The sequence below is a fragment of the Sphingomonas sp. BGYR3 genome (genome assembly GCF_025153455.1).
Taxonomy (GTDB): Bacteria; Pseudomonadota; Alphaproteobacteria; order Sphingomonadales; family Sphingomonadaceae; genus Sphingomonas.
The window spans coordinates 1,931,293-1,946,560 of sequence record NZ_JANZNT010000001.1 but is presented as its reverse complement, the minus strand read 5'-3'; the positions used below and the strand labels follow the sequence as shown (position 1 = coordinate 1,946,560).

10 protein-coding genes and 1 tRNA gene are annotated in these 15,268 nt (G+C 66.1%); 4 read left to right on the top strand and 7 right to left on the bottom strand.

The genetic code is table 11. The annotated features are described in order from the left end of the window. Nucleotides 1-250: 250 nt before the first annotated feature. Nucleotides 251-2,734, top strand: a complete 2,484-nt coding sequence (locus NYR55_RS09220) for a TonB-dependent receptor (protein ID WP_260020961.1) — start codon at nt 251-253, stop codon at nt 2,732-2,734. Between the two features lie 69 nt (nt 2,735-2,803). On the opposite strand, the gene NYR55_RS09215 is transcribed toward NYR55_RS09220, so the two are convergent. Genes NYR55_RS09215 through NYR55_RS09205 form a run of 3 tightly spaced genes read right to left on the bottom strand, consistent with a single transcriptional unit; the run spans nt 2,804 to nt 6,230 of the window. Continuing rightward, nucleotides 2,804-4,060 carry a DUF3526 domain-containing protein gene (locus NYR55_RS09215; RefSeq protein WP_260020960.1) on the bottom strand — a complete coding sequence of 419 codons (1,257 nt, stop codon included), beginning with the start codon at nt 4,058-4,060 and terminating at the stop codon, nt 2,804-2,806. Then, nucleotides 4,057-5,505, bottom strand: a complete 1,449-nt coding sequence (locus tag NYR55_RS09210) for a DUF3526 domain-containing protein (protein WP_260020959.1) — start codon at nt 5,503-5,505, stop codon at nt 4,057-4,059. The genes NYR55_RS09215 and NYR55_RS09210 overlap by 4 nt, the downstream gene beginning before the upstream one ends. Next, nucleotides 5,502-6,230 (bottom strand): ABC transporter ATP-binding protein, encoded by a 729-nt coding sequence (locus NYR55_RS09205; protein WP_260020958.1) that lies wholly within the window; start codon nt 6,228-6,230, stop codon nt 5,502-5,504. Before NYR55_RS09205 ends, NYR55_RS09210 begins: the two co-directional genes overlap by 4 nt. Before the next feature lie 145 nt (nt 6,231-6,375). Here NYR55_RS09205 and NYR55_RS09200 point away from each other — a divergent pair, with 145 nt between their 5' ends. Next, the gene (locus NYR55_RS09200; protein ID WP_260020956.1) at nt 6,376-8,535 is read left to right on the top strand and encodes a TonB-dependent siderophore receptor; all 2,160 of its coding nucleotides are present in this window, start codon (nt 6,376-6,378) and stop codon (nt 8,533-8,535) included. Nucleotides 8,536-8,646: 111 nt separating this feature from the next. Here the strand turns inward: NYR55_RS09200 and NYR55_RS09195 are convergent. From NYR55_RS09195 to NYR55_RS09185, 3 genes are all read right to left on the bottom strand, one after another. Continuing rightward, nucleotides 8,647-8,721, bottom strand: a tRNA-Thr gene (locus NYR55_RS09195). Nucleotides 8,722-8,833: 112 nt separating this feature from the next. Then, nucleotides 8,834-9,355: a translation initiation factor IF-3 gene (infC, locus tag NYR55_RS09190; RefSeq protein WP_260020954.1), complete on the bottom strand. Its 522-nt coding sequence runs from the start codon at nt 9,353-9,355 to the stop codon at nt 8,834-8,836. A gap of 177 nt (nt 9,356-9,532) precedes the next feature. Continuing rightward, nucleotides 9,533-10,273, bottom strand: coding sequence for a hypothetical protein (locus NYR55_RS09185; protein WP_260020953.1), 741 nt, complete (start codon nt 10,271-10,273; stop codon nt 9,533-9,535). A 354-nt stretch (nt 10,274-10,627) separates the two neighbouring features. On the opposite strand from NYR55_RS09185, the gene NYR55_RS09180 reads away from it, so the two are divergent. Then, nucleotides 10,628-12,103 carry a glycosyltransferase family 39 protein gene (locus NYR55_RS09180; protein ID WP_260020952.1) on the top strand — a complete coding sequence of 492 codons (1,476 nt, stop codon included), beginning with the start codon at nt 10,628-10,630 and terminating at the stop codon, nt 12,101-12,103. Here NYR55_RS09180 and thrS read toward each other — a convergent pair. After that, the gene (thrS, locus tag NYR55_RS09175; RefSeq protein ID WP_260020951.1) at nt 12,069-14,066 is read right to left on the bottom strand and encodes a threonine--tRNA ligase; all 1,998 of its coding nucleotides are present in this window, start codon (nt 14,064-14,066) and stop codon (nt 12,069-12,071) included. The genes NYR55_RS09180 and thrS overlap by 35 nt on opposite strands. 160 nt (nt 14,067-14,226) lie before the next feature. Here thrS and NYR55_RS09170 point away from each other — a divergent pair, with 160 nt between their 5' ends. Next, complete coding sequence (locus NYR55_RS09170; RefSeq protein ID WP_260020950.1) at nt 14,227-15,252, top strand: glycoside hydrolase family 43 protein; 1,026 nt, start codon at nt 14,227-14,229, stop codon at nt 15,250-15,252. The last annotated feature ends 16 nt before the right edge of the window (nt 15,253-15,268 follow it).

Genomic DNA, 15,268 nt, shown 5'->3' with positions numbered 1-15,268 from the left:
CTGTTATCCTGCTCCTGCCACAGGGAAAGCAGAAATCGGGACTGGTTGCAACCGATTGCAGGAAATCAGGCGCAGGCTTGGACTTCGGACGGGTTTTGGGCCGATAGCCCCCGGAATAGTACGGATGTGGCATTTCGGCAACAAGCGATCCGCCTCATGCAATCGGTTGCAATTTTTGTTTTGCAATCCATTGCAAAGACGATAGCTGATACCGTCAAGGGCATAAGCCCGGTCTGTGAGGAGAGAGATTATGACCGTCCGGTCAGCACTATGTGCCACCGCAGCGATCTGCGCACTTGCGATCCCCGCCCATGCCCAGGAAGTTTCCGATCCGGCCGCCGTCGCCGCCACGGCCGATGCAGCCGCCGAGGATGAGGCGATCATCGTCACCGCCGTCGCCCGCGGCCAGAACCGCCTGGAAAGCTCGATCTCGGTCAGCTCGATCAGCAGCGACGACCTGGTCCGGCTGAACCCGCCCTCCTCCGCCGACCTGATCCGTCAGATCCCGGGCATCCGGTCCGAAGCGTCGGGCGGCGAGGGCAATGCGAACATCGCCGTGCGCGGCCTGCCAGTATCGACCGGCGGCGCACGCTATATCCAGCTGCAGGAAGATGGCCTGCCCATCCTTGAGTTTGGCGACATCGTGTTCGGCAATGCCGACAATTTCCTGCGCGCCGACCGTAATGTCGCCCGTGTCGAGGCGGTGCGCGGCGGTTCCGCCTCCACCTTTGCGTCCAACGCGCCGGGTGCGGTCATCAACTTCATCTCGAAAACCGGCACGAGCGAGGGCGGCGCCATTCAGGGCACCGTCGGCCTGGATTTCGAAACCTATCGCATCGATTTCGACTATGGCGCGCCGATCGCCGACGACCTCACCTTTCATGTCGGTGGCTTCTACCGGACCGGCGAAGGGCCGCGGGACATCGGCTACAACGGCTATAATGGCGGGCAGATCAAGGCGAACCTGACCAAGTCGTTCGCCAATGGCTATATCCGCCTGTCGGCCAAGTATCTGGACGACACGACGCCGACCATCCTGCCCCAGCCGGTGCAGGTGACGGGCAGCAACGGCAGCCCCGAATATCGCGGCCTGCCCGGGTTCGATCCGCGCACCGGATCGCTGTACAGCCGGTTCCTGCCCCCCGTCCTGACGCTGGATGGCAACAACAATCCCGCCACCTATGACTATCGCGACGGCCTGTCGGTGCGCAGCCTGGCGCTGGGAATCGAATCGCAGGTGGAAGTGGGTTCGGGCTGGACGCTGACCAACCGGTTCCGCTTTGCCGACAATAGCGGCGGCTTCCTCTCGCCCTTCCCCGCCGCCGTGGGCGCGGCACAGGAAATCGCCAACGGCATCGGCGGCCCCGGCGCGACGATCCGCTTCGCATCCGGCCCGGAAACCGGCAACGCCGCCAATGCGGCGTCGATCGGCGGCAATGGCCTGCTCACCAATGTCGTGGTGTTTAACACCCGGCTGAACAGCCTGGACAATGTCACCAATGATTTCCGCGTGGCAAAGGATCTGGACCTGGGCGGGGCCACGGCAACGCTGACCGGCGGCTTCTATTTCTCGCGTCAGGATGTGAACACCGACTGGCTGTGGACGTCCCATGTCCAGACGGTGCAGGGCAATGGCGATTCCGTGCTGGTCGACATCCTGCGCGCCGACGGCACCCGCGTCACCCAGAATGGCGTTCCCGGATACAGCGCGGCTGCGTTCGGCAATTGCTGCCGCCGCAGCTATGACGTGGCCTACAGCACCTATGCGCCCTTCGCCTCGCTGTCGACGAAGCTTGACCGCCTGACGCTGGACGCCAGCGTCCGCTATGACTTCGGCAATGCCGATGGCTCCATCACCGGCGCGGAAACCGGGTTTGGCGCGGGGATTGCCGCGGTCGACATCAACAATGACGGCGTGATCAGCATCGCCGAACGGCAGACCGCGGTGCTGCCGCTGGGCGCGGCGCGGCCGGTCAATTACGATTTCGACTATTTCTCGTTCTCGCTGGGCGCCAACTACCTGCTGACCGACGATCTCGGCGTCTTTGCCCGGTACAGCCAGGGCGGTCGCCACACTGCCGATCGCAGCCTGTTCACCCCCGCGATCAGCACCGTCGATGGCGGCACGCCGGGCGGCGATCAGGGTGTGGTCGCAACCGTGGATCAGCTTGAGCTGGGCCTGAAATACCGCGCCAACGGCTTTGGCCTCTATGCCACCGGCTTTTATGCCGAAACCGCCGAAACCAATGTCGAGATCGCGCCGCTGGAGCTGTTCGACAACCGGTACAAGGCTTATGGCATCGAACTGGAGGGCAGCTACACCACCGGGCCGTTCAACCTGTCCGCCGGCGCGACCTGGACCGATGCCGAAATCGTCGAATCGCTGAATGCAGCGGTTGTCGGCAATAAGCCGCGGCGTCAGGCGGATCTGGTGTATCAGGCGACGGCCCAGTACCGGTCAGACGTCTTCACGCTGGGCGCCAACGTCATCGGCACGACCGCCAGCTATGCACAGGACGACAATCAGCTGGAACTGCCCGCCTATGCTCAGGTGAACGCATTCCTTGCCGTGCGGCCCGTCGATCGGGTCGAACTGGGGCTGAATGCAACCAACCTGTTCAACAGCACCGGCTATACCGAGGCGGAAGAAGGGTCGATCCCCGCCAATGGCATCGTCCGCGCCCGGTCCATCGCCGGCCGCACCGTGCTGGCAACGGTCCGGTTCGACTTCTGATCCCCTGCCCGGCCGGGCCACGCACCCCTCGCGTGGCCCGGACCGGATGACCTTGGGATCAGGCGCGGCTCAGGTGCTGGGCTGCCATTTCGGGATCCGGTCGAAATCGGCCCGGGTGAACGGCACGTCATTGAACAGATAGGGATAGAAAAACCGCCGGATCGCCGCGTGATAGGCGCGGATCCGGTCCTGATACGCGATCTGCGCGGTCAGGTCGGTGCGCGCGATGCGGTGCGTCGCCGTCTGGATGCCCACCGTCGGCAACACCCAGCCCAGCCGGCGGGTCCACCGATCCCGATCGATCAGCGCGGCACGATAGGCACGGCTTTGCCCGGCCACGCTTTCATCGCCCAGCTGCTGAAACGCGAAATACCATTTCCAGTGAAAGGCTAGGCCGACCGGACTTGTCCCGCGCCATTCGGGATGCGTGCGAAAGAACGCGGCCATCGTCGCATCCTTTGGCCGGTCCCAGCCGCCATGCACCGCCTCGCGCTGGGCCAGGGTCAGCTCGACCCCCTGCCGCACCGGGATGGCCGCGTTGACCGCCAGATTGGCCAGCGCCGGCAGGACCAGCGTGGTGCCGAACCACATGGCAGCGCCGGTGGCGGCATTGGCGACCGACGACCATCCGGCCGCCCCGATGGCCAGCATGACGCCGGTCCAGAACAGGCAATAGCCAAGCGCATGGGCCATCATCCGCGCAAGATCCCATGACCCCGCCCCCGACAGCACCGCCCCGACGATCAGCGGCAGGATCAGCGCGGCATAAACCAGGCCAACCCGCAACGCGATCCGGCGCAGCCACAGCGCGCGTTCGCTGCGCGCCATCGCCCGCAACAGGGTGATCCGCCCGCTTTCCCGTTCGCCCGACACCAGGTCGTGCAGCAGCGCCACCAGGATCAGCGGCGTCAGGTACGTCAGGACGAATGCCCAGTCGAACCGGCCGGGCAGCGCCAGTTCGGCATTGTACAGTTCGCCATCGTAAATCTGCCCCTCTACCCCCAGGGCGCGGACGCGCAGCATATAGGGGGCAACGTCGCGCTGGCCGATCGCGGCAAAGGCCAGCGGCGATGGCGGGTCCCACGTCGCGTGCGGGGTGTAATAGGCCGCATCGCCCGCATCCCCCTTTCGCAGGACGAAATCGGCAATGGCGCCGACATCTTCCCGCTGCAGCGCGGGGATGCGGGCGATCGCCGCCTCTTGCCGGGCAATCTCGCCCAGCCCCGCCGCAATGCTGGCAATGGCCAGGATCAGGGTCAGGATTAGCGCGGGCAACGCCATGCGCTGACGCAGGAACAGCCGCAGTTCATGCCGCCACAGGGTCATCGGCCCGCCTCCGCCACGCGGCGCAGGGCCAGCGTCATGAACAGGCCGGCCAGCACCAGCCATGCGGCCAGCACGCCGATGGCCGGCAATGCGGCGGCCAGTTTTTCGGCGGTGGTCGTGCCGCGATAACTGAAATCGGGGACTTCCTGCCAGTTGCCGGGGTCGATGCGCACCCGGCGGGCCGCCTCGACATCGCTGTTGCGCGCGCCGTCATCGGCATAGGTGACGGACACCGCCTGCAGCCGGTTGAGCTGCTGCACGATGGTATAGCGATAGCGTTCGGCCTGGGTCAGGAACCGCCGATGGCTTTCCAGATCGGTGCCCGCCATCGCCATGGACAGCGATCGCAGGGCGATGGTCGGGCTCAACAGGCCGATCAGCGTCACCGTCCCGGACTGGTCGCGCTGCGCATCGAATTGCCGCCGGGCATAGGCGTCGAACAGGCCGGACGTCAGGCGCTCGCCCTCCAGCGCCAGCAGCCCGCGATAATTGAGCGGCAGGTCCTCGACCCGCGACACGCCGAACCGCGCCAGCGTCGCTCGCTTGAACGCATCGAAATGCGGATCGTCGGGATTGTGACTGTCGCCCAGCTGCCTCAGGTCGCGCTGGATGGCGACGTCGGTTTCAATCCGGTTGGCGGTCGGCCGCGCGGCCAGCGCCACGTCGGTCGCAATGCGCGGCAACAGGATCACCGTGACGGCCCATAGCCCGATCAGCGCGATCAGCGCCGCCCGCGCCTGTCCGGCAAAGGCAGAGGCAGCGGTGACCAGGATCACCCAGATCGCCAGATAGACGCCGTGACCCAGCGCCAGCCCCGCCGCCTCAACCGGGGGTGCGCCGCCGACCATCGTCATCCACGCCAGCGCCGCCAGTGCGGGCAGGCCAAGCAGCAGCGCCACCCCGCCCAGCGCCAGCGTCTTGCCGGCAATCACCGACGATGCGCTGACCCCATGGGCATAGAGCATTTTCAGCGTGCCCCGTTCCCGCTCGCGCGCAACCACGCCGAACCCGACAAAGATCAGGACCAGCGGGGCCAGCACCTGAAGGACGAATGCCGGGGTCAGCTGGCCAAAGCGGACCAGCAGCGAACTTTGCCGGACATCGCCGAAATTGGCGGTATTCTGCCGGTGCCCCTCCAGAAAGATGGTCGATCCGGTAAAGGCATCGACGCCGGCATCGAACCCGGCCAGCACGGGCAGCGGGCGGAACACGAAATGGCCGTAATGCACCATGCGGTGCGGATGGCGGGCCGGCTGGCCGTCAAACTCCTGATCGGCCTGCGCCTGAAACCGGCTGCGGATGCCATCGCTTGCCTGGCGATGCGAAATGGCGGTCAGCGCGGCGACCAGCGACAGCGCGATCAGCATCAGGATGGCCAGCGACGCCACGCGATTGCGCCGCATCAGCCGCCATTCGTCGCGCGCGATCCTCAATCCCGCCGTCACGCCGCCCGTGCCTCGCCATATCGGCGGTGCAGCGCCATCACGTCATACCCTTCTGCGCTCGTCACCTCCTCGACGATGCGCCCGGTGTCCAGAAATCCGATGCGGTCGGCGCAATCGGCCGCGCCCAGCAGGTCATGGGTGACCATCAGGATCGCCGTGCCGCGTTCGCGCAACTGCCGCAGCAGCGCGTTGAAATCCGCCGTCGCGCGCGGGTCCAGCCCCGATGTCGGCTCGTCCAGCAGCAGCAGCGGCACCTGTCGCACCACGGCCAGCGCGATCGCCACCTTTTGCCGCATTCCCTTGGAAAAGCCGGAGACGCGCCGGCCGCGCGCCTCGACCTGCAGCCCGGCGGCATCGAACGCGGCTTCCTTTTCCGCGGTGCTGCGCGGATCGCCGGCCAGCGCCAGGAAATAATCGATATTCTCCCGCGCGGTCAGATGGTCGTACAGCGCGACATTCTCCGGCAGGAACGCGATGCGCCGCCGGGCCGCATCCGGCGCCTCGCCCGGATCGATCCCGTCGATCCGCACGCTGCCCGATACCGGCTTCAGAAAGCCGAGCAGCGTCGCCAGCGTCGTCGATTTGCCGGCGCCATTGCCGCCCAGCAGCGCATAGATCTCGCCAGCGCCGACATTCAGCGACAAGTGATCGATGATGGTCCGCTCGCCGCGCTTCACCACAAGGTCCGCGACCCGGACCGGCAGAATTGGATCGGAATTGGTCATGGCCACGCTCTCAACACGGCCGGAACCGATCTGTCAATTTGAATGATATACCATGACATTGACTTGCGCCGGGCGCTCCTGCATCAGCGCGCGCTGACCGGCCGCCCGGGCGGCCCCGGTTTCTGCCGCAACATGGGGGTTCCGAATGACCAAGGGCGCACTGATCCGCACCATCCTGCTCGCCGGTATTGCTGGCTGGTGCCAGCCCGGCTGGGCGGGCGAACCGGCCGATCCGGTTGCGGAAACCGATGCGGCGCCGGGCGGCGACGACATCGTCATCACCGGCGTGCGCCAGGCGTATCGCGGCGATTTCCAGCTCAGGGAAATTCCCCAGTCGATCGACGTGATAGACGGCACGACGCTGGAGCGGAACAACATCCTGCGGCTGACCGACGCGCTTGATCTGGACGCCTCGGTCGCCCGTCAGAATACGCTGGGCGGCCTGTGGGATGCGTTTGCCGTGCGCGGTTTTGCGGGCGACGAAAACCTGCCCAGCGGCTTTCTGGTCAATGGCTTCAACGGCGGGCGCGGCTTTGGCGGGCAGCGCGATTCGGCCGGGATCGAGCGGGTCGAGGTGCTGAAGGGGCCGGCCGCCGCCCTGTTCGGCCGGGGGGAACCGGGCGGCACCATCAACCTTGTCACCAAACAGGCACAGATTGGCGAGACGTTCGGCACCGTGTCGCTGCAGGCGGGCAGTTTCGACCGGTGGCGCAGCGATGCCGACGTCAATCTGGCCGTTGCCGGGCCGGTTTCGGTGCGCCTGATCGGTTATGCCGAACGGGCCGACAGCTTCCGCCAGTTCATTCAGACGCACCGCTGGGGCTTTCTCCCGTCCGTCGGCGTCCGGCTGGGCGAGCGGACCCGGCTGACCTACGACCTTGAAAAGACGCGCGTCGCCGTGCCGTTCGATCGCGGCATCGTCGTCCTGAACGGCGATTTCAACACCGTGCCGCGCACCCGCTATCTGGGCGAGCCAGGGGACGGCGATCATGTCGCCCGCGCGACCGGGCATCAGTTGCGCCTGCAGCATGATTTTTCCGACGCGTGGAGCCTGTCGCTGGGGGCCAGCTATCGCGAGACGCTGCTGACCGGCACCTCGTCCGACGCGGAACTCGTCGCGTCGCGGCAGAAACTGTTTCGCGACGGCCGCTCGCTGTCGCGCCAGCGCCGCTCACGGCTGTATGATTCGGATCATTTCGTCGTTCGTGCCGAACTGGCGGGGCGGTTCGACACGGGCGCGCTCACGCACCGCGTGCTGATCGGCGCGGATCATGACGAGTTCAACAATTATCAGGATTTCCGCCGCTTCCGGCCGCCCGTGCTCAGCAGCAATCCGTCCGACCGGGCGGGCTATGTGCTCGATATCCTGAACCCGGCCTATGGCCGCTTCCCCGCGCCGGTGCCCGCACCGCAGAACGACCGGCTGGACGTCCAGCGGGCCACGGGCGGCTATGTGCAGGATCAGATCACGCTGTCCGACCGGCTGCAGCTGCGCGTCGGCGCCCGCTATGACAGCTTTCTGCTGCGGACCGACAACCGGATCACCGGCATCCTGTCCAGCCGCAAGGCCGACCGGCTGAGCCCGCAGGTCGGTGCCGTCTATGAACTCAGCGATGCGGTCAGCCTCTATGCCACCTATGGCGAGGGGTTCCGCGCCAACATCGGCACCGACGTCAGCGGCGCGATCTTCGATCCGGAAACCAGCAAGTCGGTCGAGGGCGGCGCAAAGCTCAGCCTGCTTGGCGGCGCACTGACCGGCACGGTCGCGGTGTTTCAGATGGACAAGGCCAATGTGCTGGCCAGCGATACGGCGAACCCCGGTTTCTCCGTCGCCATCGGCCGGGCGCGCAGCCGCGGGGTCGAGGTTGATCTGGGCGGCACGCTGCCCGGCGATGTCGATGTGCGGCTAAGCTATGCCTATGTCGATGCCGAGGCGCGCTCGACCGTGCTCGATCCCAATTTCTCGTTCCAGATCCGCCCCGGCGATCCGCTGATCAACATTCCCGACCACACGCTCAACCTGATGGCCAGCAAACGGTTCATGCTGGGCGAACGCAGCGTCGTGCTGGGTGCCAACGCCCAATATGTCGGCAAGCGCGCGGGCGAAACGGGCACCGATTTCACCCTGCCCTCGCACACCCTGGTCCGCCTGTTCACGCAGGTGGAGCTGGTGAAGGATACCGAGCTGTTCGCCGAAATCAGCAACCTGTTCGACGAACACTGGTACGCCAACAGCTATTCGACACTGTGGGTTCAGCCGGGCACGCCGCGCAGCGCGTCCGTCGGGCTGCGTTCCCGCTTCTGATTCGCGCCGCCGTCCGACCGGCATCCCGCGACCGGCATCGACCCGCCGGTCGCGGGCCCGGCCATACCCGGCACGCGCCGCATGGGTCTTCTTCGCCATTTTAGGAGAAAATGGTGCTGCCGGCGAGGATTGAACTCGCGACCTCAGCCTTACCAAGGATGCGCTCTACCACTGAGCTACGGCAGCACGACAACGGACGGGCCGCTGTGGAGGCGGCGCTATGGGCCGGGAAATGGCCGCTTGTCAAGCGAGGCGATGACAAGACGGAATGCCAGGGGGGACCACCGGCCCCCCGCACTCATTTCGGCGCGAGCACCATCAGCATCTGGCGCCCTTCCATCCGGGGATAGGCTTCGACCTTGCCATCCTCGGCGCAATCTTCCTGCACCCGCTGCAACAATCGCATGCCCAGCTGGCCATGGCTCAGCTCGCGGCCGCGAAAGCGCAGCGTCACCTTGACCTTGTCGCCTTCGCCCAGGAACTTGTGGATCGACTTCATCTTCGTATCATAATCATGATCGTCGATGTTCGGACGCATCTTGATCTCCTTGATCTCCTGCGTCTTCTGGCTCTTGCGGGCGAGATTGGCCTTTTTCTGGGCCTCGTACTTGAACTTGCCGACATCCAGGAACTTGGCGACCGGCGGGTCCGCATTGGGGGACACCTCAACCAGATCGAGCCCGACCTCCGCGGCCTGGGCCATCGCCTCACGCGTGTACATCACGCCGAGATTTTCGCCATTCTCGTCGATGACGCGCACCTTGGGCGACTGAATGAATTCATTATACCGCGGGCCGTTAAGCGGTACGGGCGCCTGCATCGAGCGCCGGGTCAGGGGAGGACGGATAGAAACAGCTCCTTCGTTCTTACACTTCGGCGCGATACATAGCGTTGAACACGGCAAATGAGAAGGGCCGCCGCGGACAGCGGGCCGGGCATGCTTGACCGGGCATTGGCCATGATGGCCCGATGCCACGGGCATCCCGCCCTTCGCCGTTCAGGAAAAGCGCGTGACCCCTTCCACCTTCCCGTGCTCCCGCTCCGGAGAGTGATCGCTCGCCACGATGGAAACCCCGATCGTCCCGCCACCAAGCTGGACAAAGCGGGTCAGGAAGATGTGGAGAAACAACGCCCCCGCCACCATCTCGCCCCCTTCCTCGATGGCAAACAGGAGCGTTGCGGGCCAGGAAAACTCATCAAGTCCCGCATTGGGCAAGATCTGGATTTCGATGACTTCCACGCCCGCGGCCGACACGGCGTAGAGGAGTGCGGCACCGAGCAGGCGTTGCCCCAACGGCCGGGGCAATGTCCGCCACCAGCCAAACAGGTACCAGGCAAGGGTCAGGCCTGCCAGCAAATACAGGCTTACCCCCAACAGTTTGAACGACAGCCGCGGGTCCAGATAGGCCTCAACCCGGTTCAGCTGTTCATGAAGGCTGACACCCTCGTCGACGGCGAGGATAAGGAAAAAGACGCTGATCAGGTTCCAGCCAAGTCTTGCATGCCCCTCGGTCCGCCGCGCGACCGCGCCCGCGACGACACCGGACGCACACAATGCCGCGGCGGAAAACAGCGAGGGGAAATTGGCTTCACCCGATAGCCGGAACAGACGCGACATGCCCAGCAACCCGGCACGGCCCATCGCGGCGAAAATGCCGACAACAATATGGGCCGCGACCAGGATCAGAATGATCTGAAGGTGACGACGCAGGATCCATTCGGGTGAGAATTTCTGCATGTGTAACAAATATAGAGCACAATCTTAACATAACTGAAACCTTTCATGTCCGGCGCACCGTCCCATTCGTGTCCATTCGATGCCGACTTCGCAGGATGGCGGCCCTGACCAAACGCCACTGGCTCAGCGCTGGCGTCCGTGGTCCCGGCTCGTCGAGCAGGCCGGGCGTGCACAGGAAACTTGCGGGGTTGCAGGCAAGCGCCGGGTCAGGGCACGCCGGGCGCGCTTAACCGGGCATTAGCCATGATGGACTAACCCCAGGGGCATTCGTCCGTTGCCGTTCAGGAAATGCGCCTGCCCCCTTCCGCCCCCCTGTCCCCGATCCGAACGGGCCGATCATCCGGGATTGTGCCGGTGCTGGCCGTGCTGCTGCTGGCGCTCGCCCTCGCGGCGATCAATCCGACCGGCTATCTGGGCGGAGGCGGCGATGGATATCATTATCTGGTCGCGGCGCGATGCGCATCGGAACATGGCGCGTGCCTGCCCGTCGATCACTGGTGGCGACGCTGGCCGATCGTGCTGCCGACGGGCCTGTCGCTGCGCCTGCTGGGCGAGGGGCAGCTGGCGCTTGCCGCCGCGCCGCTGGCCTATGCGCTGGCGGCGCTTGCCCTGCTGACCGATCTGGTGCGGCGGGTGGCGGGGGCGCGGGCGGGCATCATCGCCGGGTCGACGCTTGCGCTCACGCCCGTGTTCACCAGCGGGATGACCGAACTCAACATCGACATGCCGGAACTGGCGTTCACGCTGCTTGCCATGGGGTGCGCGGTCCGGCTGATGGACGACCGCCGGCAATGCTGGGCGATCGCCGCCGGGCTGGCCGTCGGGCTGGCCATTCAGGCGCGGCCGACCGCGCTGGCGCTGCTCCCGCTGGCCGGTCTGACGCTGCTGCGCCCCGCCGATCGCCGGTTTTTCCTGCCGCTGATCGGCGCAGCGGCCCTGCCCAGCATGGCAGAAGCCGCCATTTATGGCATCGCCGCCGGCGATCCATTGCTGCCATGGCGGCTGTCGCTCGGCCACACGACCATCCCGTCCACCGAATTGCTGCCGGGCGTCGATCCGTCGCACAGCCCGTTGTTCAACCCGGAATATATCGGGGGATGGCGTCGGCCGCTGGGGATTGAGGTGCACTGGCTGATCGACGGCCTGCTGAACTTCGTGCTGCACCCCGGCGTGTCGATCACCCTGCTGGGCGGGGCTGCGCTGGCGCTGCTTCACCCGGGTTGGCTGCGTGCCTCGGGCCGTGCAGAGTGCGTGCTCAGGCTGTTCGCGGCGATGGCGATCCTGTGGTTCGGCGTGCTGACCTATGGCCTGGCGGTCGATCCCAAGCCGCGGATGTTCCTGCCCGTCGCCGCGACGGCCAGCCTGTTCTTCGGCATCCTCTCCGTCCGGCTCTGGCCCCGCTACCGCAGCCTGACGGTGGTGATCGGCGCGCTGATCCTGCTCAAGGGGCTGGCCGCCGTTCATGACCGGGCGGGGCTGTGGGATCAGGCCGCAGCCGCCCCGCGCTGGATCGAACAGACGCCCGCCCCCCTGTTTGTCGAGGCGCGCACGGCCCGGTTCCTGGCGCTCGTTCCCGCGGTCCGGGCGCTGCCGCTGGCCGATCGGGGTCAGCGACACGGCCGGGTCCTGCTGATCGGCGAACGCGGATGTGCCGCCGCCGCAACAGCCGCCGGTTTCGGCGACTGGCGGGTCGAACGCAGCTGGCTTCAGCAGCGGCAACCAGGCGGTGCGATCGGCTGGCTGCGCCAGCGGCACCTATTCGTGGCACCGCCGCCGGTTTACGCGATGTGCGTGCTCAGCGCAGGTCCGGCGGTGTCGCCTCGCCGCTGAGCAGCGCGACCAGATCATCCAGCGGCATCACCCGCTGCCCCTCGCCGCCCAGCACGCGCAGCGCCACGGTGCGCTCCTCCGCCTCGCGCTTGCCGACCACGACCAGGTTCGGAACCTTGGCCAGCGAGTGTTCGCGCACCTTGTAATTGATCTTTTCGTTGCGCAGGTCGGTATCGGTGCGGATGCCCGCCGCCTTCAGCGCCTCGGCCACCTCGCGCGCATAATCATCGGCATCGGACACGATCGTCGCCACCACCGCCTGAACCGGGGCAAGCCACACCGGCAGACGCCCGGCGAAATGCTCGATCAGGATGCCGATGAACCGTTCATAGCTGCCAAAGATCGCGCGGTGCAGCATCACCGGCCGGTGCCGCTCGCCGTCCTCGGCGACATAGCTGGCGTCCAGCCGTTCGGGCAGCACCCGGTCGGACTGGATCGTACCGACCTGCCAGGTCCGCCCGATCGCGTCGGTCAGGTGCCATTCCAGCTTGGGGGCATAAAACGCCCCCTCGCCCGGCAGTTCCTCCCAGCCATATTGCTCGGTCGCCAGCCCGGCGCGGACCACGGCATCGCGCAGTTCCGCCTCGGCCTTGTCCCACATCTCCTCGCTGCCGAACCGCTTTTCGGGGCGCAGCGCCAGCTTGATGGAATAGGTAAAGCCGAAATCGCGATAGATACGGTCGGCGAGTTCACAGAACGCCTGCACCTCGGCGACGATCTGATCCTCGCGGCAGAAGATATGGGCATCGTCCTGGGTGAACTGGCGCACCCGCATCAGGCCATGCAGCGCGCCGTGCGGCTCGTTACGGTGGCAGCAGCCATTCTCATAAAACCGCATCGGCAGGTCGCGGTACGACTTGATCCCCTGGCGAAAGATCAGGACGTGCGCCGGGCAGTTCATCGGCTTCAGCGCCATCCAGTCCGCATCGTCGGAAACGATCGGCCCTTCGTCATCGACGTTCGGCACCTCGTCGGGGATGACGAACATGTTCTCGCGATACTTGCCCCAATGGCCCGACTGTTCCCACTGGCGCGCGTCCATCACCTGCGGCGTCTTGACCTCGCGGTATCCGGCAGCGTCGATCGCGCGGCGCATATACGCCTCCAGCTCACGCCAGATCAGATATCCCTTGGGGTGCCAGAACACCGACCCGTGCGCCTCCTGCTGCAGATGGAACAGGTCCATCTCCGCGCCCAGCCGGCGATGATCGCGCTTGGCCGCTTCCTCCAGCTTGGTCAGATGCGCGTCGAGCTGCTTCTTGTTCAGCCAGCCGGTGCCATAAATGCGCGTCAGCTGCGCATTCTTCTGATCCCCGCGCCAGTACGCGCCCGACACGCGGGTCAGCTTGAAAGCATCTGCCGCCACCTTGCCCGTGCTGGCCAGATGCGGCCCCCGGCACATGTCCAGCCAGTCGCCGCCGGACCAGTAAACCGTCAGCTCCTCGCCCTCGGGCAGTTCGGCGGCCCATTCCGCCTTGAACGTCTCGCCCTCGGCCCGCCACTTCTCGATCAGCGCCTCTCGGCTCCACACCTCGCGCTTGAGCGGCTTGTCCGCGCGGATGATCTCCCGCATCTTTTCCTCGATGGCGGGCAGGTCGTCCATGCCGAACGGCTCACGCGTCGCGGGTGCCTTCACGTCGTAATAAAAGCCGTCATCCGTCGCCGGACCGAACGTGATCTGCGTGCCGGGATACAGCGCCTGAACCGCCTCGGCCAGGATGTGCGCATAATCGTGCCGCACCAGTTCCAGCGCGTCCGCCTCGTCCTTCGCCGTAATCAGCGCCAGCTGCGCATCGCCCTCGAACGGCCGCATGATATCGCGCACCTCGCCATCGACACGCGCGGCCATCGCCGCCTTGGCAAGGCCAGGCCCGATCGCGGCGGCAATGTCCGCCGGGGTAGTCCCCGGGGCTACCTCACGGACGGAACCGTCGGGCAGCGTAATGCGGAACATCTCGGACACGGGGGAAACCCTTTTCGTTGCACTGTGGATAAATCGCGCGGCTTATGCCCGCGCGCGGGGCAAAGTGGCAAGCAGGCTGTTTGCACCCTTCATTTGTCCGACAAACCTTGCCCGCCGCCGCCCGACACGGCACACTCACGATATGGGAGCGGATTTCATCATGCGGCGCAGGGAGATCCTGGCCGCCGGGCTTGCCCTGCCGGTCGGCATGGGCGCTTCATCCACCGGCGCTGCGGCGGCGCGCAAGGGCGGGGCAGCCAACCCGCTGATCCTGCAACGCGCCGATCCGCACATCCTGCGTCAGGGCGGATGGTATTATTTCACCGGATCGGTGCCCGAATATGACCGGGTCGTCCTGCGCCGCGCGCGCACCATTGCGGGCCTTGCCACCGCGCCAGAGGTCGTGATCTGGCAACGCCCGGCCAGCGGGCGAATGGCCGGGTATATCTGGGCGCCGGAACTGCATTTCTTCGATGGCCGCTGGCACATCTATTTCGCCGCCGGCGACGGGGATCAGAAATTCCGCATCCGCACCTATGTCCTCGCCTCGTCCGACAGCAATCCGACCAACGCCAAATGGTCGCTGCTCGGCCAGCTTGAAACGCCATGGGACAGCTTCACGCTGGACTGCACCAGCTTTGCGCATCGTGGCCGCCGCTATCTGTGCTGGGCACAGACCGAACCGGGCATCGCCACCAACAGCAACCTCTATCTGGCGCCCATCGACACGCCGACCACGCTGGCCGCGCCGCCGGTGCGCCTGACCGTACCGACCCTGGAATGGGAGGTGCAGGGGTACAAGGTGGCGGAGGGACCGGCCGTGCTTGCCCGCAACGGCCGCCTGTTCCTCACCTATTCGGGCAGCGCCACCGATGCGCGCTACTGCATGGGAATGCTCACCGCCCGCGCCGATGCCGACATCATGGACGCGGGCAACTGGGCCAAATCGCCCGTCCCGGTGTTCGCCTCGTCGGATCGGAACAGCGTCTATGGCCCCGGCCATAACAGCTTTGTCGTGGACGAGCGGGGGCGCGACCTCCTCGTCTATCACGGCCGGGACTATCGGGAGATTGCGGGCAATCCCCTGTTCGACCCCAATCGCCATGCGCGGGTGCAACCGATCCGGTACCGCCCCGACGGCACCCCCGATTTCGGCGAACCGGTCGCCAACGGCCCGTTGATCTGAGCACATCGGGGGGCCG